General features: G+C 61.0%; 30 protein-coding genes and 1 pseudogene. All 31 read right to left on the bottom strand.

The window, feature by feature from the left end; all coding sequences use genetic code 11:
* Nucleotides 1–4 precede the first annotated feature (4 nt).
* Nucleotides 5–1,390: an aspartate--tRNA ligase gene (aspS, locus tag WCT10_02220; GenBank protein MFA6603637.1), complete on the bottom strand. Its 1,386-nt coding sequence runs from the start codon at nucleotides 1,388–1,390 to the stop codon at nucleotides 5–7.
* A 34-nt stretch (nucleotides 1,391–1,424) separates the two neighbouring features.
* On the bottom strand, nucleotides 1,425–2,717 hold the full coding sequence (gene asnS / locus WCT10_02225; GenBank protein ID MFA6603638.1) for an asparagine--tRNA ligase: 1,293 nt from the start codon (nucleotides 2,715–2,717) through the stop codon (nucleotides 1,425–1,427).
* Between the two features lie 200 nt (nucleotides 2,718–2,917).
* Entirely contained in the window at nucleotides 2,918–3,676 is a 759-nt protein-coding gene (recO, locus tag WCT10_02230) for a DNA repair protein RecO (protein MFA6603639.1), read from the bottom strand.
* A 10-nt stretch (nucleotides 3,677–3,686) separates the two neighbouring features.
* The gene (ruvX, locus tag WCT10_02235; protein ID MFA6603640.1) at nucleotides 3,687–4,100 is read right to left on the bottom strand and encodes a Holliday junction resolvase RuvX; all 414 of its coding nucleotides are present in this window, start codon (nucleotides 4,098–4,100) and stop codon (nucleotides 3,687–3,689) included.
* A 4-nt stretch (nucleotides 4,101–4,104) separates the two neighbouring features.
* The gene (gene map, locus WCT10_02240) at nucleotides 4,105–4,896 is read right to left on the bottom strand and encodes a type I methionyl aminopeptidase (GenBank protein ID MFA6603641.1); all 792 of its coding nucleotides are present in this window, start codon (nucleotides 4,894–4,896) and stop codon (nucleotides 4,105–4,107) included.
* A gap of 259 nt (nucleotides 4,897–5,155) precedes the next feature.
* A complete protein-coding gene (locus tag WCT10_02245) occupies nucleotides 5,156–5,770 on the bottom strand; it encodes a hypothetical protein (GenBank protein MFA6603642.1) in 615 nt (204 codons plus the stop codon).
* An 86-nt stretch (nucleotides 5,771–5,856) separates the two neighbouring features.
* Nucleotides 5,857–6,513: an adenylate kinase gene (locus WCT10_02250; protein ID MFA6603643.1), complete on the bottom strand. Its 657-nt coding sequence runs from the start codon at nucleotides 6,511–6,513 to the stop codon at nucleotides 5,857–5,859.
* Between the two features lie 10 nt (nucleotides 6,514–6,523).
* Nucleotides 6,524–7,441: a presenilin family intramembrane aspartyl protease gene (locus WCT10_02255; GenBank protein MFA6603644.1), complete on the bottom strand. Its 918-nt coding sequence runs from the start codon at nucleotides 7,439–7,441 to the stop codon at nucleotides 6,524–6,526.
* Nucleotides 7,386–7,628 carry a hypothetical protein gene (locus WCT10_02260; GenBank protein ID MFA6603645.1) on the bottom strand — a complete coding sequence of 81 codons (243 nt, stop codon included), beginning with the start codon at nucleotides 7,626–7,628 and terminating at the stop codon, nucleotides 7,386–7,388. The genes WCT10_02255 and WCT10_02260 overlap by 56 nt, the downstream gene beginning before the upstream one ends.
* A gap of 70 nt (nucleotides 7,629–7,698) precedes the next feature.
* The gene (gene secY / locus WCT10_02265; protein MFA6603646.1) at nucleotides 7,699–8,973 is read right to left on the bottom strand and encodes a preprotein translocase subunit SecY; all 1,275 of its coding nucleotides are present in this window, start codon (nucleotides 8,971–8,973) and stop codon (nucleotides 7,699–7,701) included.
* Nucleotides 8,974–9,058: 85 nt separating this feature from the next.
* Complete coding sequence (gene rplO / locus WCT10_02270; protein ID MFA6603647.1) at nucleotides 9,059–9,502, bottom strand: 50S ribosomal protein L15; 444 nt, start codon at nucleotides 9,500–9,502, stop codon at nucleotides 9,059–9,061.
* 11 nt (nucleotides 9,503–9,513) lie between these two features.
* Nucleotides 9,514–10,098, bottom strand: a complete 585-nt coding sequence (gene rpsE, locus WCT10_02275) for a 30S ribosomal protein S5 (protein ID MFA6603648.1) — start codon at nucleotides 10,096–10,098, stop codon at nucleotides 9,514–9,516.
* Nucleotides 10,099–10,121: 23 nt separating this feature from the next.
* Nucleotides 10,122–10,514 (bottom strand): 50S ribosomal protein L18, encoded by a 393-nt coding sequence (gene rplR, locus WCT10_02280; protein MFA6603649.1) that lies wholly within the window; start codon nucleotides 10,512–10,514, stop codon nucleotides 10,122–10,124.
* Nucleotides 10,515–10,525: 11 nt separating this feature from the next.
* On the bottom strand, nucleotides 10,526–11,077 hold the full coding sequence (gene rplF, locus WCT10_02285; protein ID MFA6603650.1) for a 50S ribosomal protein L6: 552 nt from the start codon (nucleotides 11,075–11,077) through the stop codon (nucleotides 10,526–10,528).
* A 31-nt stretch (nucleotides 11,078–11,108) separates the two neighbouring features.
* A complete protein-coding gene (gene rpsH / locus WCT10_02290; GenBank protein ID MFA6603651.1) occupies nucleotides 11,109–11,501 on the bottom strand; it encodes a 30S ribosomal protein S8 in 393 nt (130 codons plus the stop codon).
* Nucleotides 11,502–11,610: 109 nt separating this feature from the next.
* A complete protein-coding gene (locus WCT10_02295; GenBank protein MFA6603652.1) occupies nucleotides 11,611–11,796 on the bottom strand; it encodes a type Z 30S ribosomal protein S14 in 186 nt (61 codons plus the stop codon).
* Between the two features lie 9 nt (nucleotides 11,797–11,805).
* Nucleotides 11,806–12,363 carry a 50S ribosomal protein L5 gene (gene rplE / locus WCT10_02300; protein ID MFA6603653.1) on the bottom strand — a complete coding sequence of 186 codons (558 nt, stop codon included), beginning with the start codon at nucleotides 12,361–12,363 and terminating at the stop codon, nucleotides 11,806–11,808.
* 9 nt (nucleotides 12,364–12,372) lie between these two features.
* Nucleotides 12,373–12,696, bottom strand: a complete 324-nt coding sequence (gene rplX / locus WCT10_02305; protein ID MFA6603654.1) for a 50S ribosomal protein L24 — start codon at nucleotides 12,694–12,696, stop codon at nucleotides 12,373–12,375.
* A gap of 11 nt (nucleotides 12,697–12,707) precedes the next feature.
* On the bottom strand, nucleotides 12,708–13,079 hold the full coding sequence (gene rplN, locus WCT10_02310; protein ID MFA6603655.1) for a 50S ribosomal protein L14: 372 nt from the start codon (nucleotides 13,077–13,079) through the stop codon (nucleotides 12,708–12,710).
* A gap of 4 nt (nucleotides 13,080–13,083) precedes the next feature.
* Nucleotides 13,084–13,338, bottom strand: a complete 255-nt coding sequence (gene rpsQ, locus WCT10_02315; GenBank protein ID MFA6603656.1) for a 30S ribosomal protein S17 — start codon at nucleotides 13,336–13,338, stop codon at nucleotides 13,084–13,086.
* A 21-nt stretch (nucleotides 13,339–13,359) separates the two neighbouring features.
* A complete protein-coding gene (gene rpmC, locus WCT10_02320; GenBank protein ID MFA6603657.1) occupies nucleotides 13,360–13,572 on the bottom strand; it encodes a 50S ribosomal protein L29 in 213 nt (70 codons plus the stop codon).
* Nucleotides 13,573–13,593: 21 nt separating this feature from the next.
* Entirely contained in the window at nucleotides 13,594–14,007 is a 414-nt protein-coding gene (gene rplP, locus WCT10_02325; protein MFA6603658.1) for a 50S ribosomal protein L16, read from the bottom strand.
* Nucleotides 14,008–14,031: 24 nt separating this feature from the next.
* Nucleotides 14,032–14,757 (bottom strand): 30S ribosomal protein S3, encoded by a 726-nt coding sequence (rpsC, locus tag WCT10_02330; protein ID MFA6603659.1) that lies wholly within the window; start codon nucleotides 14,755–14,757, stop codon nucleotides 14,032–14,034.
* 135 nt (nucleotides 14,758–14,892) lie between these two features.
* Nucleotides 14,893–15,222 (bottom strand): annotated as a pseudogene (gene rplV / locus WCT10_02335) (50S ribosomal protein L22).
* Nucleotides 15,223–15,234: 12 nt separating this feature from the next.
* Entirely contained in the window at nucleotides 15,235–15,579 is a 345-nt protein-coding gene (rpsS, locus tag WCT10_02340; protein ID MFA6603660.1) for a 30S ribosomal protein S19, read from the bottom strand.
* A gap of 4 nt (nucleotides 15,580–15,583) precedes the next feature.
* Entirely contained in the window at nucleotides 15,584–16,414 is an 831-nt protein-coding gene (rplB, locus tag WCT10_02345) for a 50S ribosomal protein L2 (GenBank protein MFA6603661.1), read from the bottom strand.
* 1 nt (nucleotide 16,415) lies between these two features.
* On the bottom strand, nucleotides 16,416–16,847 hold the full coding sequence (rplW, locus tag WCT10_02350; protein ID MFA6603662.1) for a 50S ribosomal protein L23: 432 nt from the start codon (nucleotides 16,845–16,847) through the stop codon (nucleotides 16,416–16,418).
* Between the two features lie 13 nt (nucleotides 16,848–16,860).
* Complete coding sequence (gene rplD, locus WCT10_02355) at nucleotides 16,861–17,487, bottom strand: 50S ribosomal protein L4 (protein MFA6603663.1); 627 nt, start codon at nucleotides 17,485–17,487, stop codon at nucleotides 16,861–16,863.
* A gap of 1 nt (nucleotide 17,488) precedes the next feature.
* Nucleotides 17,489–18,121 (bottom strand): 50S ribosomal protein L3, encoded by a 633-nt coding sequence (gene rplC, locus WCT10_02360; protein ID MFA6603664.1) that lies wholly within the window; start codon nucleotides 18,119–18,121, stop codon nucleotides 17,489–17,491.
* Nucleotides 18,122–18,466: 345 nt separating this feature from the next.
* Nucleotides 18,467–18,811 (bottom strand): 30S ribosomal protein S10, encoded by a 345-nt coding sequence (gene rpsJ, locus WCT10_02365; GenBank protein ID MFA6603665.1) that lies wholly within the window; start codon nucleotides 18,809–18,811, stop codon nucleotides 18,467–18,469.
* Between the two features lie 39 nt (nucleotides 18,812–18,850).
* On the bottom strand, nucleotides 18,851–19,720 hold an 870-nt coding region (locus WCT10_02370; GenBank protein ID MFA6603666.1), incomplete at its 5' end, for an elongation factor Tu.

Raw genomic sequence — 19,720 nt, forward strand, 5'->3', positions numbered from 1 at the left:
CGTCTTATTTGAGTTTGGCGATGTTCGCTTCCTTGAGTTGCGCTTCCGGCAGATCGGACGGCGCGCCCATCATCAGATCGCGGGCGTCGCCGGTCTTGGGGATGGCGATGATCTCGCGGATGTTCGGCTCGCCGGCGAGGAGCATCACGAGCCGGTCGAAACCGAAAGCCAGACCGCCGTGCGGCGGCGCGCCGAACTCGAAAGCCTCGAGCATGTGGCCGAAGCGCGTGCTGATCTGCTCTTCGTCCAAAGCCATGATCTCGAAGACTTTGCGCAGCGCTTCGGACCGGTGGTTGCGAATGCTGCCGCCGGCGATCTCATAACCATTAAGCACCAGATCGTACTGGGTCGTGAGGATGCCGCCGATGTCCGTCTTGGACATGAGATTGTCGCGGTACTTCGGCTGCGGCGCACTGAACGGATTGTGCGTAAAGGTCCAACCGCCTTCGTCGGTCTTTTCGAAGAACGGAAAATCAACGACCCAGCAGAAAGCCAGCTCGTTCGGATCATCCTTGTTGACGCGCAGGTCCGGCTTGTCGTTGCCATACTTCGCCACGGCCTCGGCGTAAGTGAGGCGCGGGAACGGCGTCTGAGTGATCTTCTTCTCGGGCGTGACGGTCCGAACGACGTCGAGTGCCAACTCTTCGACCAGGCGCATCACGTCCTCCTGCTCGACGAACGACATCTCGAGATCCACCTGGGTGAACTCAGGCTGGCGGTCGCCGCGCTGATCCTCGTCGCGGAAACAGCGCGCCACCTGGAAATAACGTTCCAGGCCGGCGACCATCAGGAGCTGCTTGAACTGCTGCGGCGACTGCGGCAAGACGTAATATTTTCCGGCGTGCAAGCGCGATGGCACGATGTATTCGCGCGAACCTTCCGGCGTGCCCTTGGTCAGGCATGGTGTCTCGACCTCGATGAAATTATTCTTGTGCAAAAAATCGCGGAACTGAGTCGTGACCTTGTCGCGCAGGATCAGGTTGCGCTGCATCCGCTCGGTGCGCAGGTCGAGATAGCGGTACTTGAGCCGCAGTTCCTCGCTCACCGGCATTGTGTCCTTGTCCAGCTCGAACGGCGGCGTCTTGGACTCGTTCAGGATCTCGAGATCGGCGGCGGATAATTCGATGCCGCCGGTGGCCAGCTTCGGATTACGCATCTTCTCCGGCCGCTCACTGACCTTGCCTTTGATGGTCACGACGAATTCCGGGCGCAAGGCGTTGGCTTTGGCCACGACATCCTTGCTCCAGAAGACGACCTGTAAAAGGCCGGTCCGGTCGCGCAGGTCGATGAAGATGAGCTTGCCCATGTCGCGCCGGGCATGCACCCAGCCGGAGACCTCGACCTCCTGGCCGACCCGATTCACCAATTCGCCGATCATTGTTCTTGCCATAGTTCGTGCGCTTCGCTTAGAAGGGAAATATCCGTTACGGCTGCAGACGGCTCAGCATCCGGGGGAACGGCGTCGTTTCGCGCACGTGCTCCAGGCCGCAGATCCAAGCCACGGTCCGTTCGAGACCGATGCCGAAACCGGAATGCGGCACGGAACCGTAACGGCGGATGTCCAGGTACCAGCTGAAAGCCTCTTTCGGCAGCTTGTGTTCTTCGATGCGAGCCTCCAGCAGTTTCAGATCGTCGATGCGCTGCGAACCGCCGATGACCTCGCCATAGCCCTCCGGCGCCAACATGTCGTTATTGAGCGCGCGATCCGGCTCGTTCGGATCCGGTTTCATGTAGAACGCCTTGATCTCGGTCGGGTAATGATGGACGAAGATCGGCTTGTCGAATTTCTTGGTGAGGATGGTCTCGTCGTCGCCGCCGAAATCGTCGCGCTCCTTGATGTCGGAACCGGCCTCCTGCAGGATCTTCACGGCCTCGCTGTGATGCAGGCGCGGGAAGCCGCCCTCGGCCGCTTTCTGGAGCGGCTCCAGATTGCGTTCCAGCGTCTTGAGTTCCTGCTGGCAATGTTCGAGGACGCGGCGCACGACATGCACGACCATGTCCTCCTGCAGCTGGATGTTCTCAAGCCAATCCATGTAAGAAGCCTCTGCTTCCAACATCCAGAACTCGGTCAGATGGCGGCGGGTCTTCGACTTCTCCGAACGGAAAGCCGGACCGAAACAGTAAGTCTTTCCGAGCGCGGCCGAAGTGGCTTCGAGATACAGCTGGCCGGACTGCGACAGGTAGGCTTTGTCGTCGAAATATTTAACTTCGAAGAGATCGGTCGTGCCCTCGCAGGCGCTCGGCGTGAAGACCGGCGAATCGGTCAGGGTGAAACCGCGAAGTTTCATGAACTCGCGCAGGCCGAAAACAATCTCGTCGCGGACGCGCAGGATCGCCTCCTGGCGGGCCGAGCGGATCCAGAGATGCCGCAGGTCCATGAGGAAATCCACGCCGTGTTCTTTCTTGCCGATGGGATATTCCGGAGCCGCGCCGACGAGCACGACCTCCTTGGCTGCGAGTTCGACGCCGGAAGCCGAGCGCTTGTCCTCTTTGACCGTGCCACGGACGATGCAGGAAGCTTCGACCGTGAGCGCCTTGGCCGCCTCCCAGGTCTCAGGCGAAACATCGGCTTTGGAAACGACGGCCTGGATGCGGCCGGTGCCGTCGCGCAACTGCAAAAAAGCGATGGAACCGGAAGAGCGGCTGTTGAAATTCCAGCCGCGCAATTCAACCTCCTGACCCAGATGTTTCGGGGCGTCCTTGATCTCGATGATCATACTTTTTAAGCGATAATAAGCGGAAAATGGCGCCAAAAAATGCGCCTAAACACCGCTTCATGATGCCTTTTTCGGCTTAAAAAATCAAGCCGACGATAGGCTTGACCTGTGGCTAAGTGGAGTGACGGAGTCAGGGAGTGACGAAGAGACGGAGTCAACGAAAATTTAATCATCTCATCTCTCTCGCGAACACCACCCCCCTACGCCAACTGCCGCATGAAACGCAGCGCGCGGATGCCTTCTTCCAAATGTCCGACCAGCAAGGCCTCGATGAGTTCGCTAGTCGGCGAGGCGACCTCAGCCGGCACGTCTGCCTGCTGAAGCGAAGTCAAATGACTCCGGCGCATCAGACGCAGCGCCTCGATGACGCCGGACGACACGGTTTCTTTCGAATAGGGACGACAGGTGGAGCATTCGATGCCGCCACGAAGCGCGTTCAGAGCGTTGCCGGAAACCGACAATTTACCGCGGCAGCGGACGCAGGCGTCGAACTCCGGCGCGAACCCCAGGATATCCAGAAGCTTCAGCGCGGCGCCGTCATAGACCGGATGATGGCCGCCGCGGACGAACTCCGGCGCCGACCAGCGGTCCAAAGCCTCGAAAAAATCGACGAGCAGCTCGAAGATCCGTTCCTCGGGCAGCTCGCGTTTGGTCAGGGAATCCACGGTCAGCAAAAAACTCTGCGCCGTGATGGTCTTCGGGAGAGAATCCGGAAGACTGGAAAAACGCCGGGCCAGGCAGGCCCCGGCCAGACGGTCGATACGCCGGCCTTTCGCCACCATGATCTCGACGACGCCGAAGCTGCTGAGATGCGGCGACAGTTTGCTCTTGCCGCGACGCGTGCCCTGGGCCAGCACCGTGATCTTGCCATGGTTGGCAGTATAAATAGTGTAGGTCCGATCCGCGTCACGGACCGGCCGAGTCTTCAGAACAATGCCCTGATCGCGATAGGTCGGCATAGGACAGCGGCTAGCTCGGCCTCCGATCGAGCCAGGATTGCAAAATGACCGCGGCCGCGGCCGCATCCTTGTCGACGTCGCCAGCCTTGGCTCCGACCGAGCGGCGGGCACTTTCCACGATACCGCTCGAGAAACGCTCGTCCTCGGTCTCGACCGCGAGTCCCCCGCGCTCCGCGAGCGCCGCCGCGAAAACCGCGACCTGCCGCGCCCAGTCGCTCGCGGCGCCGGCGTCCTTAAGGCTGCGCGGCAAACCGATCACCGCCAGCGTCGCCCCCTCCCGGGCGGCGACCTTGGCCACGGCTAAAACATCCGCCTCCAAACTCTGGGCAGCGACCGTTTCGAGCGGCACGGCTACCGGCGCATCCGTATCAGCGAGCGCCAGGCCGATGCGTCTGGTGCCGTAATCGACTCCGATCAATCTCATAAAACTAAAATTCCAGACCGATCCCCTCTTGCGGCGTCAGTATCTCCAGGCCCTTGGCGGTCACGGCGACTGTGACCTCGAAATGAGCCGATGGCTGGCCATCCGCGGTCGCGATCGTCCAGCCGTCGCGCTTCACCCGGACCTCGTCGCGGCCGGCGTTCACCATGGGTTCGATCGCGATGACCATGCCGGGGACAAGACGGACCGGTTCCAGGCTTCGGTCGAAATAATTCGGAATCGGCGGCTCTTCGTGGACCGCGCGGCCGACGCCGTGACCGGTCAGGTCTTTGACCGTCGAATAACCCAGCCGCCGGACATGACGATCAATGGCTTTGCCGATGTCGCTCACCCAGGCTCCGGGACGAACCTGTTTGAGGCCGATGTTCAAAGACGCGCGCGTGGCTTCGAGCAGCTTCAATCGCTCCGGCGCGACCTCGCCGACCGCGACCGTGAGCGCCGTATCCGTGAAAAACCCGCGGTACTTGAGACCGACATCCAATTTCAGAAGATCGCCGCTCGCGACCGGCCGCGACGGCAAAGCCATGCCGTGGACGACCTCGTCGTTCAGCGAACTGCAGATGGCGGTCGGAAAAGCCGTCCGGCTGCCTTCGGGTCGGTACCCCTGGAAGGCTGGTTCACCGCCCGCCGCCCGCATCAATTTCTGCGCCAACGCTTCAAGCTCGCCAGTGGTGACGCCGGGCTTCGCCTCCGCCGCGAGGCGCGCCAAAATATCGGCCAGAATCCGGCCGCCGGCGCGAATGATCTCTATCTCTGGTCCGGTCTTCAGGTCGATCATAAGTTCACTCCCCAGTTTAGAACAAAAGGCGCGTTCGGCAAAGCAGGCAAAGACTCCCTCGGGCTGGAAGCCCGGGATTTTTGATATTCCAACCGCTTTCATTCGCCGTAGCCTATCCCCCTTCCCCCGCACTAGACAGTGCGGGGTGCGGGGGATTCGCGTCTTTTATTCAACCTCGGCTGACGCCGAGGCTTTCTGATAGTGGCGAAAATAAAAGGACGCCGATGTCGGCGTCCTGAGCGCTGCTGAACCTTCCGGTTCACTTCTTGAGAAGCCGGTCGACAAGAGCGTCGATCCAGGCCTGGTACTCCTCGAGAGTGCCCTGATTGTTGTAGAGGTTCTCCCACGGCACGAGCGCCAGGGTGCGGTCGACCTGCTGGCCGTGCAGCGGCTGGCCGATGCCGCGATCGTCATCGTCGAGCTTGGTGAAACCGGCCATGTCGACCGGATCGCCGGGACGCCGGCGGCTCAGAAGACGCGCGGCCCTGACGTGGGTCGGCGCGACTATGCCGATCATGACGAAACAGCCGCCAAGCAATTTCTGCAGGCCTTTGACCTCGTCGGGGTGGCGCATGCCGTTCACGATGATCCGGCGATGACCCTGAGACTTGAGCGTCGCGACGACGCGCTTGGCCCAATAAGCCATACCTTCGGGCTGCTCGCGGCCCCAGTTACCGATTTCGATCAGCTGATCGACGGTCGGTTTCTCGATGCCCCGGCGCTTGGCCTCCTCGCGGATCTCGTCGGAACAGCGGCGGGTCACGAAACCGTGCGCAGTCAGACGCTCGGACAACTCATCCTTGCCGGCCGCCTTGAGGCCGGTGAGTCCGATGACCAGATCGAAATCCTTTGAACGTGTTTGGCGCTTCTTCATGGCGACCTCCGTTAACGCAGACAAAGAACAAGTCTGCGCACTTTTTACACCAACGGCCGGACAACGTCAAAGCCGGACGCGATCAACTAGACTCCCAAAGCGGCGGCGATCGCGGCCTCGACCTCGGCGATCGGACGGGTGCCATCGATCCGCCTCACGAGACCGCGGGCCGAATAGAAATCAATGAGCGGCTGGGTGTCGTGATGATAAAGGCTCAGGCGCTGGCGGATGACCTCCGGGGTGTCGTCCGCGCGCTGGATGAGCGGGCTGCCGCAACGGTCGCATTTGTCCGGCGAACCCTTCGGTGGATTGAACTCGATATGATAATTGAGCTCGCAATCCTGATTCGAGCAGACCCGGCGGCCGGACAACCGTCGCACCGCTTCGTCGTCGGCGATATCAAGACTGATGACGTGGGTCACCTGGCGGTTGATCTTCGTCATAAGTTCGTCCAACGCCTCAGCCTGATCCTTCGTGCGCGGATAACCGTCCACGATGAAGCCGCCGACGGTATCTTCTTCCGTGAGGCGTTCGGCCATGACCTGATTGACCAGATCGGTCGGCACGAGTTCGCCGCGCTCGATGTAACCGGCCAGGTCGCGGCCCAGACCCGTGTTGCGTTCGATCTCGGCGCGGAACAGCTTGCCGAGAGAGATGGTCGGGATACCGAGTTTCTCGGACATCTTTTCGGACTGCGTGCCTTTGCCGGAGCCTTGCGGCCCGATCATGATGATATTGAACATAGTCTTCGGGTCAGGATGCTAAGAGCGTGATTAGATAACCGACGATGGAACCGAGAGCGATCGGCGGCAGGGCCGGCATCGGCCGGTGAGTACGCTGGGCCGCGAAGATCAGGCTCGTGGCCAGGAGTCCGGCGAGCGCCCCGATGGCGACCGGGACGGCGGCGGACGAACCACGGACCGCGAGCGACGCGACGAGCATGGCTGGCAGGACCATGTCGCCCGTGCCTAGGAAAAAGAAACCACCGTCAGCCGAGACCTCCTTCAGACGCTTGAAAAAACCTGCGCTGGTTGACGGTATAATGATGGCAAAAATAGCCCGCTGCCGCAACAGAGAAGCCGCCGCTTCGGCCAGATGCCGGGTCACGTAAACCGCGAACAGGTCATAGAACGACAGCCCGGCCAGGATCACGACCACGACCAGCGGCCGCATGGCTTCGCCCAGACCCAGGGCCAGACCGGCCATGCCGAAGACCAGGATCAGGTCGTAGGTCGCGACGCGGCTCACGGCGTAGTGCAGCAGGACCGCCGCCGCGACAGCGATGATCGCCGGTCCGGTCCCGAACGCCGTCTCGAACCAGGCGCCGACGCCGACGAACACGGCCAGGGTGAAAAGCAGGGTGAAGACCAGGGCTCCGCGCCTGGTCCGCGCCAGTATCACGAGGAGCGCGGTCGCGGCCGCGAAAGCCGTGATGAAACTCCAGATGGTCAGTTCCGGAGCGGCCGCCGCGGCAACGGTCCCTGGCTTGGCGAACGCGGCCAATCGGCCGACCAGAAGCACCAGCAGCAGGACCGATCCTAAAAGAAAGATCTCCAGTGCGGACGCAAAAACCAGCCGCGCCGCGCGAGCCGCGGCCGGAATCTCTTCCTGGCGCTCAGGCGCCGAAGATGGCGGCTTCGACATTTTGTCGATCGATCTCGGAGATGACATACGTCTGCTGTAATTTCATGAGCGCCAGATGCAACTCACGCGGATAGATCAAACCGGAGTGAGTGTCATGAAGACGGACCAGCAGCTGGCGGACAGCCTCGCGTTGATGCTGATCAAGACTGGAGATGCCGAAAGTCAGCTCCTTGATCTCTTCTTTGGCCAGCCGCACAGGCGTTGATCCTTCCATAGGTCTTAATTATACCAAAAAGGCGCGTTGGACGCGCCCTTTGGTCGATTATTTGGCTTGGTTGCGCTATTTACAGCGACTCGTAATCACGCATCGTCATCTGCGAATCAACCTGTTTGACGATCTCAATGACCACGGAAACGACGATGAGCAAGCTGGTGCCACCGACGACGAGCGACTGGGTGCCGGTCATATGCTGGACGATCAGCGGCAGGACGGCGATGGCCGCGAGGAAGAACGCGCCCGCCGGCATGATCCGGCTCACGGTCTTGCTGATATATTCAGCGGTCGGATTTCCAGGCCGGATGCCGGGAATGAACCCGCCCTGTTTCTGCAGATTCTCGGCCACGCGATCAGGATGGAAAACGACGGCGGTGTAGAAGTAGGTGAACACGAAGACCAGGAGGAAATAAAGGATGCCGTAGATCCACTTGTCCTGGAAGAACATGATGGTCTTCTGCGCGCCGGCCGCGAGCCAGGCCGTCTTGGCCTTCAGGAAGAACTGGGCGATCATCGGCGGGAACAGGATGATGGAGACCGCGAAGATGATCGGGATGACGCCGGCCATGTTGACGCGGAGCGGCAGGAACGTTTCGGCGCCGCCGAAGAGTTTGCCGCCGCGCATGCGCTTGGCGTAGACGACCGGAATGTTGCGCTGACCCTCAGTGATGAAGACCACGCCAGCGACCGTCAGCAGGCCGATGACCGCGAAAGCCGCCCAATTCAGGAGCTTCGACGGTTCATAGGTCAGGATGGCTTGCTGCACGGCGGTCGGCAGGCGGTCGACGATGTTGGCGAAGATCAGGATGGAAATGCCGTTGCCGATCTTGCGCTCGGAGATGAGCTCGCCGATCCACATGAGCCAGATCGTGCCGGCGGTCATCGCCAGGACGATCACGGCTTTCTGGACGACCGAGATATCGCCGACGATCCCCTGGCCGGAAGAGGTCAGGATGGAGAGCATGGCGTAGGCCTGCAAGAGCGCGAGCGGCACCGTGGCCAACCGGGTGTAATAATTGATGCGCTCCTGTCCGCCGGCGCCGTCTTTCTGGATCTCCTCCAGCCGCGGGATGATCATGGCGAGGAGCTGGAAGATGATGGACGAGGTGATGTACGGGCCGACGCCGAGCGCGACCACGGAGAAGTTCTGCATGCTGCCGCCGGAGAACAGGTCGAGCATGCCGAGCACCTGGTTCGACTGGAAGAAATCGCGCAGGTTGGCGGCATTGACGCCGGGAACCGGCACGTGGGTGGCGACGCGGTAAACGACGAGCATCAGCAGCACGAAAATGATGCTGTTGCGCAGGTCGGCGGCTTTCCAAATTTGTCGGATCTTATTCCACATAACTTCGGTATTAGCGTGCTTGGCATCCGACGCGGCTGGGGCGACAAGCGCCCCGGAACCGTACCGGCTAGAACACAGCTGTATTTTACCGGACTTCGCCGCGAGCGGCCACTATCTTCTCTTTGGCCGATTCGGAAACGCGGCAACCGGTCACGATCAGCCGCTTTTTAAGCTCACCAGCGCCCAGGATCTTGACGTTGACGGTGCCGACCTTGATGAGGCCGTTCTTGATCATGGTCTTCGGATTGACGATGCCGCCTTCCTTGAAAGCCTCGGCGATCTGCTCGAGATTGACGGCCACAGGCGGGGTCCGGAGAGCGCGAAAACCGCGCAGCTTCGGGGTCGCGAGGATCGTGCGCCGGAGGCCGAGGATGAGCAGTTTATTGCGGCCGCCGGTCCTGGCGCGCTGGCCCTTGGTGCCGCGGCCGGCCGTCGTACCCTTGCCGGAAGCATTGCCGCGGCCGACGCGCTTGTAGTGCTGTTTGGCGCCGTGCGCGGGCTTCAGGGTGCTAAGCGAAAGTGGAGACATAACTGGAGGGATTACTTCTGGGCGGCCTCGGTCTCGACAGCGGCCTTTTTCGGTTTGGCCGGGCTGAGCCGGAGCTGTTGCAAAGCCAACATCGTCGCCTTGGTATTATTGATCTTGTTGTTCGAGCCCAGGATCTTGGCCGAGGCGTTCGGCACGCCGGCGAGTTCCAGGACCACGCGGATCGCGCCGCCGGCCTTGATACCGGTTCCTTTCGGAGCCGGCATGAGCAGCACCGAAGCGGCGGCGAACTTCTGTTCGACGCGGTGCGGGATCGATCCCTGGACCATGGGCACGGTCAGCAGGCGCTTCTTGGCCTGAGTGACGGCCTTGGCGACGCTGCCGGCGACATCAGCGCCCTTGGCGATGCCGAAACCGACGCGGCCCTTGCGGTCGCCGATGATGACGCAGGCGCGGAACCGCATGCGCTTGCCGCCCTTGGTGACGCGGGTGACGCGCGAGAGTTCCAGGATGCGCTGATCGAACTCTTTCTGTTCATCCTGACCGCGGCGGAACGGACGACCGCCGCCGGGCGGACGACGTCCGCTGTCTTTGCGCGGACCTTTATCGGTGATGGGTTGGACGATGATCTTCTCCATAATGATATGCGTTCAAGGCGGCCTTAGAACTTCAGGCCGTTATCCCTGGCGCCGGCGGCCAAAGCGGCGATCCGACCGGTGAAGGCGAAACCATTGCGGTCAAAAACGACCTGGCTCAGTCCGGCTTTCACGGCTTTCTCGGCGACCAGTTTGCCGACCGCGTAAGCGACGGCGACCTTGGCTTGGCGGTCCGACTCGCCCTTGGCGAGCTTGGCAGCCTCTTTCTTGTCGACGACGGTATCATCGGCCGCGGCGAGGGTCTTACCGGCCGCATCATCGATCACCTGGGCGTAGATATGCTTGGCGCTGCGGAAAACCGACAGACGCGGTTTCGCGGCAGTGCCCTGGACCCGGGCGCGGACCCGCCGCTGGCGGCGCAGCCGGGATTGATTCTTTGATTGCACGCTGGCTTTCATAACTTCAATGGTTACGCCGCGGCTCCGGCCTTGGCAGCTTTGCCGGCCTTGCGGTGAATGACCTCATCGACGTACTTGATGCCCTTGCCCTTATACGGTTCCGGAGGCCAGACATGGCGGATCTGAGCGGCGATCTCCCCCACCTGCTGCAGGTCAATGCCGGAAACAGTGATGACATTCTTGTCCACGCCGACCTCGATGCCCGGCGGGATGGGAAAATCAACGTCGTGGGAGAAGCCGACCTCGAGCTTGAGCACTTTGCCCTGGACGCCGGCCTTGAAACCGACGCCGTTGATCTCGAGCTGGCGCTTGTAGCCGACCGTGACGCCGGTGACCATGTTGCCGATGAGCCTGCGGAACAGACCCCAAAGCGAGCGGTCTTTCACGTTCTCATGGTCCTTGACGTCGATCGTGAGCTCCGCGCCCTCGATGACGACTTCCACGTGCGGATGTAATTCGAGCTTCAGTTCGCCCTTGGGACCCTTGACGTTCACGACACGGCCATCGAGTTTGATCTCGACGCCCTTCGGGATGGCCAGGAGTTTTTTTCCGACTCGGGACATATGTTTCAGTGGTTAGCTAAGGCGGTCAAGATCAATAGATCTCGCACAGGATCTCGCCACCCAGCTTGCGCCGACGCGCTTCTTTGTTGGTCATGACGCCCTGCGAGGTCGAAACAATGGCGATGCCCTTGTCGGAGAGGACGCGCGGCAGGTCCTGGTAGCCGTTATAAACGCGGCGGCCCGGGGTCGAAACGCGCTTCAGGCTGCGGATGTAGGGCTGGCGGCCGTCGTACTTGAGCTCCAGACGGAGCTCCACGCCGGTGCCGCTGCCCTCTTTGCCGACCGTGGTCACATAGCCTTCTTCGGCCAGGATCTTGGCGACAGCGAGTTTCATCTTGGAATACGGGATCCTGACCTCCGGTTTTCTGACCTGAGAGGCGTTGCGGATCCGCGTAAGCATGTCTGAGATTGGATCGGTCATCATAATGATGTGGTTTGCATAAACTATCGTGTCGCTGATCCCTGGTCCGGCGCCCGGCCTTGACCACTGTGGTGTCGGCGCCGAGCTTGCGACCAGCGAAACGCAGCTGTATTTACCATGACGACTTCCGGATACCCGGGATCTCGCCCCGGTTGGCTAATTCGCGGAAACAGATGCGGCACAGTTTGAAGTCGCGGATCAGGCCGCGATTGCGGCCGCAGCGCCAGCACCGGCGGACGATGCGCGAGGAAAATTTCGGTTTCTTGGCTGATTTGGCGATTTGACCTTGGGTAGCCATAGTTCCTGATTATTTAACGTCCTCCCTGAACGGGAAGCCGGCGGCGCGGAGCAGTTCCAAGCCGCGAGCCTTGGTGCGAGCCGTGGTGACGATGGTCATCTCCAGGCCGTGCACGAGATCGGTATCCTCCGGGCGGATCTCCGGGAACGAGACGAACTCTTTCATGCCGATGGAGAAATTGCCGTGGGCGTCGATCGACTTGGGCGACACGCCGCGGAAATCGCGGACGCGCGGCAGGGTGGAATTGATCAGCTTGTCGATGAAATCGAACATCCGGCGGCCGCGCAGCGTGACCATCATGCCGACGACCATGCCCTGGCGGATCTTGAAGTTCGAGATGGATTTCTTGGCCAGCGTCTTGACCGGCTTCTGGCCGCTGATCCTGGTCAGCGTCCGCTCGGCCGCCTCGACGTACTTGGGATCCTTGAGACCCTGCTTCAAGCCGACGTTCAGGACGACCTTAACGAACCGCGGCACGGCCATGACGTTCTTCACGCCCAATTTGGCCTTGAGCTGCGGCGCGATCTCTTTCTCGAACAGGATTTGGAACCGTGTTTTGGCGTTCATAATCTTGCGCTATTCAATGGCTTCCTTGCACTTGCGGCAGATGCGGACCTTGCGTTCCTTGCCGTCCGGCTGCGCCAGCATCTTGACGCCGAGCCGGGTCGGCTGGGCGCACTTCGGACAGATTGCCATGACGTTCGCGGCCGCGAGCGGCGCGGCGAACTCGACTTTCTGGCCCGGCTGTCCCTGCTGGCGGGTCTTCAGATACTTGACCATGACATTCACGCCCTCGACCACGACCTTGCCGAGCTTCGGGAAGACCTGAATGACCTTGCCGCTCTTACCCTTGTCCTTGCCGACGGCCACTTTGACGTTGTCGCCTTTCTTGATGTTCATAAGGTTGCGGCTTAGACGACCTCGGGGGCCAAAGAAATGATCTTGGCGAAACCCAGGGTGCGCAGCTCGCGGGCCACGGGTCCGAAGATGCGGGTGCCTTTGGGCTCCTTGGATTTCTCATCGATGATGACGGCGGCGTTGTCGTCGAAACGGACGTAAGTGCCGTCCTTGCGGCGAGTCTCCTTGCGGATGCGGACGATGACCGCGTGGACGACCTGGCTTTTCGCGACCGTGCTGTGCGGCACGGCCAGCTTGACGACGGCGGTGACGATATCGCCCAAGCCGGCATGGCGATGCTGATAGCCGCCATGCAGCCGGATGACCTGCAGTTTCTTGGCGCCGGTGTTGTCGGCGACGCCGATCATTGAACGATGCTGCAACATACCTTTACTTGGTCACCTTTCCGACGACCCGCCAGCGCTTGTCTTTCGACAGCGGCCGCGTCTCGACGAAACGGACGACGTCCCCGACCTTGTACTCCCCCTTCTCGTCATGGACCTTGTACTTCCGGGACTGCCGGTATTGTTTGTTATATTTCGGGTGGGTCTTCTGGCGATCGATCCGGACCACGATGGTCTTGGCCATCTTGTCCGAGACGACCAACCCCTCGAAAACCCGCTGCGTCTTGTTCTTGGCTTCCATATGAAGAAAAAACTACGGGGTTCAACCGCGGGCGGCCGGCTTGGTTCCGGCGGCCTGGGATTTTCTTAGGGTCAGGATCCTGGCGACGGTCTTCTTGATCTCGCGGATCTCGCGGACGTCGGCCATTTTCTTGGCCGCCACCTTGAAGCGAAACTCGCGGATCTTGTTCCGGGAATCCCGGAGCAGCCGGTCCAGCTCGGCGTCGGATTTTTCGCGCAATTCCTTGATGTCCATAAATCCTTGCTGGTTAAGCGGCTAATTCTTGACGAGAAACTTGGATTTCATCGGCAGCTTGTAGCCGGCGAGCTCCATCGCTTCGCGAGCCGCTTCCTCGGTCACGCCATCCATCTCGAAGAGCACGGTGCCGGGGCGGATGACGGCCACATAGTGGTCGACGGCGCCCTTGCCGCCGCCCATGGTCGACTCGTTGCCATGGTTCGTGATCGGCTTGTCCGGGAAAATGCGGATCCAGATCTTGCCGCCGCGCTTGATGAAGCGGGTCATGGCGCGACGAGCGGCCTCGATCTGCCGGGAGGTCACCCAGGCGGCGCCGAGCGCCTTCAGACCGTAGGTGCCGAAGCTGATCTCGGTCTTGGTGGTCGCCACGCGCGTATTGCGGGCGCGACCCTTGTGCATTTTGCGGTGTTTGACTTTGGCTGGTAACAACATATGCGTCTTGCGTGAGGACCCGGGCTACTGCCTGGGACCGCGGCCGCGGAAAGCCGGACGGCGTTCGGCCGGAGCAGCGGGCTGCTGGGCCTCGACCGCATCGCCGAAAACGATGCCGCGGAAGATCCAGACCTTGATGCCGATCGTGCAGAACAGGGTGCTCGCGAAACCGGAAGCGAAATCGACATCCGCGCGCAGGGTGTGAAGCGGAACGCTGCCCCAGGCGAGTTTTTCCTCGCGGGCGATCTCGGCGCCGTTCAGGCGGCCTTTGATCTGCAGCTTGGCGCCCTTGGCGCCGGCTTTCTGCATGCGATCCATGTGCTGCTTGAGCACGCGGCGGAACGGCAGGCGAGCCTCGATATCCTTGATCATCGACTGCAGGACGATGTTCGCGGAGAGCGACGGATTCCTGATCTCGATGACGTTCAGATTGATGTTCAGCTTGTCCTTGCCGGTCAGTTTGCGGCCAATCTTGGCCACCAGTTCTTTCTTGAGATCCTCGACGCCGGAACCGCCGCGGCCGATGATCATGGCCGGCTTGGCGGAGTGGACAGTGACGGTCAGAGCCCGCACGGTCCGCTCGATGTCGATGCGATCAACCTGAGCCTCCTTCAATTTGGCGCGGAGAAACTCCTTGATCTTCATGTCTTCCTTAAGCAGAGCGGCGAAGTCGCGCTTGGAGAACCACTTGGAGCTCCACGTATAGACAGTGCCGATGCGGAAGATCTTCGGATGTACTTTATTGCCCATAGTGGTTTACTCCTTCTTCTTAGCCTTGACCGTCTTTTTGGCGGCGGACTTCTTTTCAGCCTTGGCCTCCTTGGCGGCGGTCTTGGCGGACTTCTTCACCACCGCGGCGGCGGCGCCTTTCGGGGCGCTCACCCGGCGCTCGTCGAGCACCACGGTGATGTGACAGCTGCGCTTGCGGATCGGCGCCGCGCGGCCGAAAGCCCGGGCGCGCCACCGATCGAGGACCGGGCCGGCGTCGGCGTAGATCTGTTTGATGTAAAGATTGTCGGCGTCCAGCTTGAAATTATGTTCGGCGTTGGCGACGGCCGACTTGACCAGTTTCGTGACCGGGCGCGAGGCGGCTTTGCTGTAATAGCTCAGCTGAGCCAGAGCCGGGGCAATGTCCATGCCGCGGATGAGGCCGATGACCAGCCTGACCTTGCGAGCGGACATCCCGATATTCCTTGCTTTAGCGATGACTTCCATAAGCTCGTCAGGTTATTTCTTGGCCGCAGCGGCTGGGGCCTGAGCGGCCTGACTCGCGGCCTTATCCGCCTCGGCGCGCTTGGTCTCGAGCTCCTTCTGCATCTTGCCGCCGTGCCGGAGGAACTTGCGGGTCGGAGCGAACTCGCCGAGTTTGTGGCCGACCATGTTCTCGATGATGAGGATCGGGGTGTGCTGGCGGCCGTTGTGGACGCCGATGACGAAGCCGACCATCTCCGGAGTGATGGCGCACCAGCGGGACCAGGTCTTGACGATGGTCTTGTCGCCAGGCTTCATCTTGGAGATCTTCTTCAGGAGCTTCGGATCCAGAGCCGGACCCTTTTTGAGGCTGCGTGACATAGGATTACTTGCGTCGCGAGACGATGAATTTCCAGGAAGCCTTTTTCTTGTTCCGGGTCTTGACGCCCAGCGCCGGCTTGCCCCACTTGGTCTTCGGATTCTTGAGACCGATCGGGTTCTTGCCTTCGCCGCCGCCATGCGGGTGATCCACCGGATTCATGACTTTGCCGCGGACCTCCGGACGGCGTCCGCGATGGCGGGTGCGGCCGGCCTTGCCCCAGCGGATGAGGCGATAATCAGGATTGCCGACCATGCCGACGGTGGCCATGCAGTTCTTGCTGAACCTGCGGACCTCGCCGGACGGCAGGCGGACCTGCGCGAAATCGCCCTCGACAGCCATGAGCTGAGCGCCGAGACCGGCGCCGCGGACGACCGTGCCGCCCTGGCCGGGATGGAGCTCGATGCTATGGATCTGGATGCCGACCGGCATCTGCGAGATCGGCATGCGGTTGCCGGGTTTGATCTCGATCTGGGATTTGGAGGACAAGATGACGTCGCCGACGCCCAAATTCTGAGGGGCGACCATGTAGGCCTTCACGCCGTCCTTGTAATGGAGCAAGGCGAGGCGGGCGCCGCGGTTCGGATCATACTCGATGGCCGAAACCGTGGCCGGGATATCGTAACGATCGCGCCGAAAATCAACGATGCGGACGTAACGATCGGCTCCGCCGCCGCGATGGCGAACGGTGATCTTACCCTGGATGTTGCGGCCGCCGGTCTTGCGCTTCGGCAGGATCAGCGTCCGTTCGGGCTCGGTCTTGGTGATGTCGGTGAAGGCATCAACGCTGGAGATCCGGCGGCCCAAAGTCACTGGTTTGTAAAGCTTGATCGGCATATTAGACTCCCTCCATGGCGGTTATGGTCTCGCCAGCCTTCAGGGTGACGATGGCCTTCTTCTGATCCTTGCGCTTGCCGAGCACCCGGCCGGAGCGGACGTGTTTGCCTTTGACGGCAACAATGCGCACCGAGACCGGTTTGACGCCGTAGAGATCGCGGACGGCCTGGGCCACCGCATTCTTGTTGGCGTCCGGAGCGACGACGAAAGTGTACTTGCCGAGAGATTGCTGGCGATCGGCTTTCTCGGTGAGGACCGGAGTCAGGAGGATGCGATAAGCATCGCCGCCGTGCTCCTTGGCGAGCGGGCCGCGTTTGACCGGTTCGCTGGCAGCCGATTTTTTATCGGACGCCGGTTTCTTCTCCTCGGCCGCCTCTTCCTGCTTGGCCGGGGCCAGATTCTGCTTTTTGGAAACTTTACCGAAAATACCCATATTTCAGAGGAGATTAACCGTTGGCTTTCTCGAGCTTTTCGGCGGCTTCGACCGTCATGATGACGGCATCAGCCTTGAGCACATCGATGAGTCCGACGTTGCCCACGCCCTCAAGACGGACTTTGGGCAGGTTCTTCGTGCTGCGGACCACAGCCTCATCGCGCTTCGGCATGATGATGATCACCTTGCCCTTGGCCGGCAGTTTCTTCAGGATCATGGCCGCCTCTTTGGTCTTGCCGCCCTTGACCTCGAAGCTGTCGAGCAGCACGAAGTTGTCGGAAGCGACCTTGTCGGAGAGGACCATGCGGAAAGCGAGCTGGCGGGTCTTCTTGTTGATCTTGCGGGTGTAATCGCGTTCGCTGCGCGGACCGAAAGTGATGCCGCCGCCGACCCAGATCGGGGAACGGCTGGAACCATGGCGAGCGCGGCCGGTGCCTTTCTGTTTCCACGGCTTCTTACCGCCGCCGCGGACGTCGCCGCGCGTCTTGGTGTGAGCCAGAGGCTGGCGAGCGCTCGTGAGGATGTTGGTCGCGACCTCGTGAACGATCTCGGGACGGACCTTGACGCCGAACACTTCGGCTTTCAGATTCTTCTCGCCGACGATGTTGCCGGCGGAATTGTAAAGTTTAACCTTCGGCATACTAGTTCCAAGACTGCTTAGCTTCGTGGCCGCCCTCAACGAGCAGGACCGCGCCGCGAGCTCCCGGAACGGCACCTTTGACCGCCAGAATATTGTTAGCCGCGTCAACTTCGATGACCTCCAGATTCTTGACCGTCACGGAATCGCTGCCCATGTGGCCGCCCATCCGCAGACCTTTCAAGACGCGCTGCATGCCGCCGGAACCGATGGAACCAGGCATGCGCAGGTTATCTTTGTGGCCGTGGGAAGCGGGGCCGCCGCGGAAATGATGGCGCTTGACGACGCCCTGGAAGCCCTTGCCTTTGGAAACGCCGCTCACGCCGACGAATTCGCCGGCGTTGAACTGCGCGGCGTCAACCTTGGCGCCGACCGTGAGTTCGGTCGGACCGTCGACGCGGAATTCGCGGATGATCTTGCACATCTCGCCGGCCGGCTTCATATGGCCGGACTGCGGCTTGTTCGGATCCTTATCTTTACCCAAACCTAACTGCACGGCGGTGTAGCCGTCCTTCTCCTGGGTCTTGACCTGGGTCACGACGCAAGGGCCGGCCTGCAGCAAAGTGACCGGAACGACGGTACCGTCGGCCCGGAAGCGCTGCGACATCTCGATTTTCTTAGCGATGATGAATTTCATAGTTCCCTGATCGTCGGCCGCCGGCGCTGTTTGCCGCGGTATAAACGAAAAGCCAGAAGTTTTTCCATCTCCCGCGCGGTGCGGAAGGACGAACAAACTTCCAGCCTCTCGAAGACCGTTGGTCCATTCATCAAGCTCCACGGTGGATGGACTCGGCAACACAACCCCGTACGGGTCGGTTAAGGCTCTAAGTTTTCGCGTTAGCGATAAGGTTGTTAATCCTCCTGTGTCGTTCCGGGAGATGGCGGAGGTTTTGCCGGGGGCTTGCGCCCCCGGCATCTTTCTCCGTTTCTCCGATCCGACATGCGAATTTCTTCGTCCGTTTTTTGCTTATTGGATCCGATCCTACATCTTGATCTCCACGTCCACGCCGGCCGGAAGATTCAGATTCGTCAGAGCCTCGATGGTCTTCGGCGTCGGCTCGTAGATGTCGACCAGCCGCTTGTGAACCCTCATCTCGTACTGCTCGCGGGCGTCCTTGTGGACGAACGTGGAGCGGTTGACGGTGTACTTGGTCTTCTCCGTCGGCAACGGCACCGGGCCGCGGACGGAAGCTCCTGTGCGCTGCGCCGTCTCAATGATCGTCCGCGTGGACTGGTCGATGATCTTGTGATCATACGCCCGGATCTTGATGCGGATGCGCTGGCGAGTCTCCTCATCCTTCTTCGTTTTCTTCAGTTCGGTAGCCATTGCCTTGGGAATTAAGGTTAAAAGATCGTTGGATCAGGATTACTTGGTGATCTTCAGCACCGTGCCGGCGCCGACTGTCTTGCCGCCCTCGCGGATGGCGAAACGCATCTTCTCCTCGAGAGCGACCGGGGTGATGAGCTTGATCGACAGCGTGGCGGTGTCGCCAGGCATGACCATCTCCGTGCCCGGGGCCAATTCAACCTCGCCCGTGACATCGGTGGTGCGGATGTAGAACTGCGGCTTGTAGCCCTTGAAGAACGGCTTGTGGCGGCCGCCTTCCTCCTTGGTCAGAGCGTAAACCTGGCCCTGGAACTCGGTGTGAGGCGTGACGGAACCCGGCTTGACGAGGACCATGCCGCGCTCGACATCCTCTTTCTTGATGCCGCGGAGCAAGAGGCCGGCGTTGTCGCCAGCGCGACCCTCTTCCAGCTGCTTGTTGAACATTTCAATGCCGGTGACGACGGTCTTCTTGGTCTCGCCCAAGCCGACGATCTCGACCTCTTCATTGATATGGATGACGCCGCGATCGATGCGGCCGGTGACGACGGTGCCGCGGCCCTCGATGCTGAACACGTCCTCAATGGCCATCAGGAACGGCTTGTCGGTCTCGCGCTGCGGCTCCGGAATGTAGGTGTCCAAGGCCTCGATGAGATCGAGGATCGGCTTGGCTTCCGGACCGGTCGGGTTGGCGAGAGCTTTGGTGGCGGAACCGCGGATGATCGGGACTTCCTTGCCCGGGAATTCGTACTTAGTCAGCAGGTCGCGGACCTCTTCTTCGACGAGATCGATGAGTTCCGGATCCTCGACCTGATCAACCTTGTTCAGGAAAACGACCATGTACGGGACGCCGACCTGGTGGGCGAGCAGGATGTGCTCGCGAGTCTGCGGCATGGGGCCGTCAGCGGCGGA

The sequence above is a fragment of the Patescibacteria group bacterium genome (assembly GCA_041667185.1).
Lineage (GTDB): Bacteria > Patescibacteriota > Patescibacteriia > SG8-24 > SG8-24 > JBAYFM01.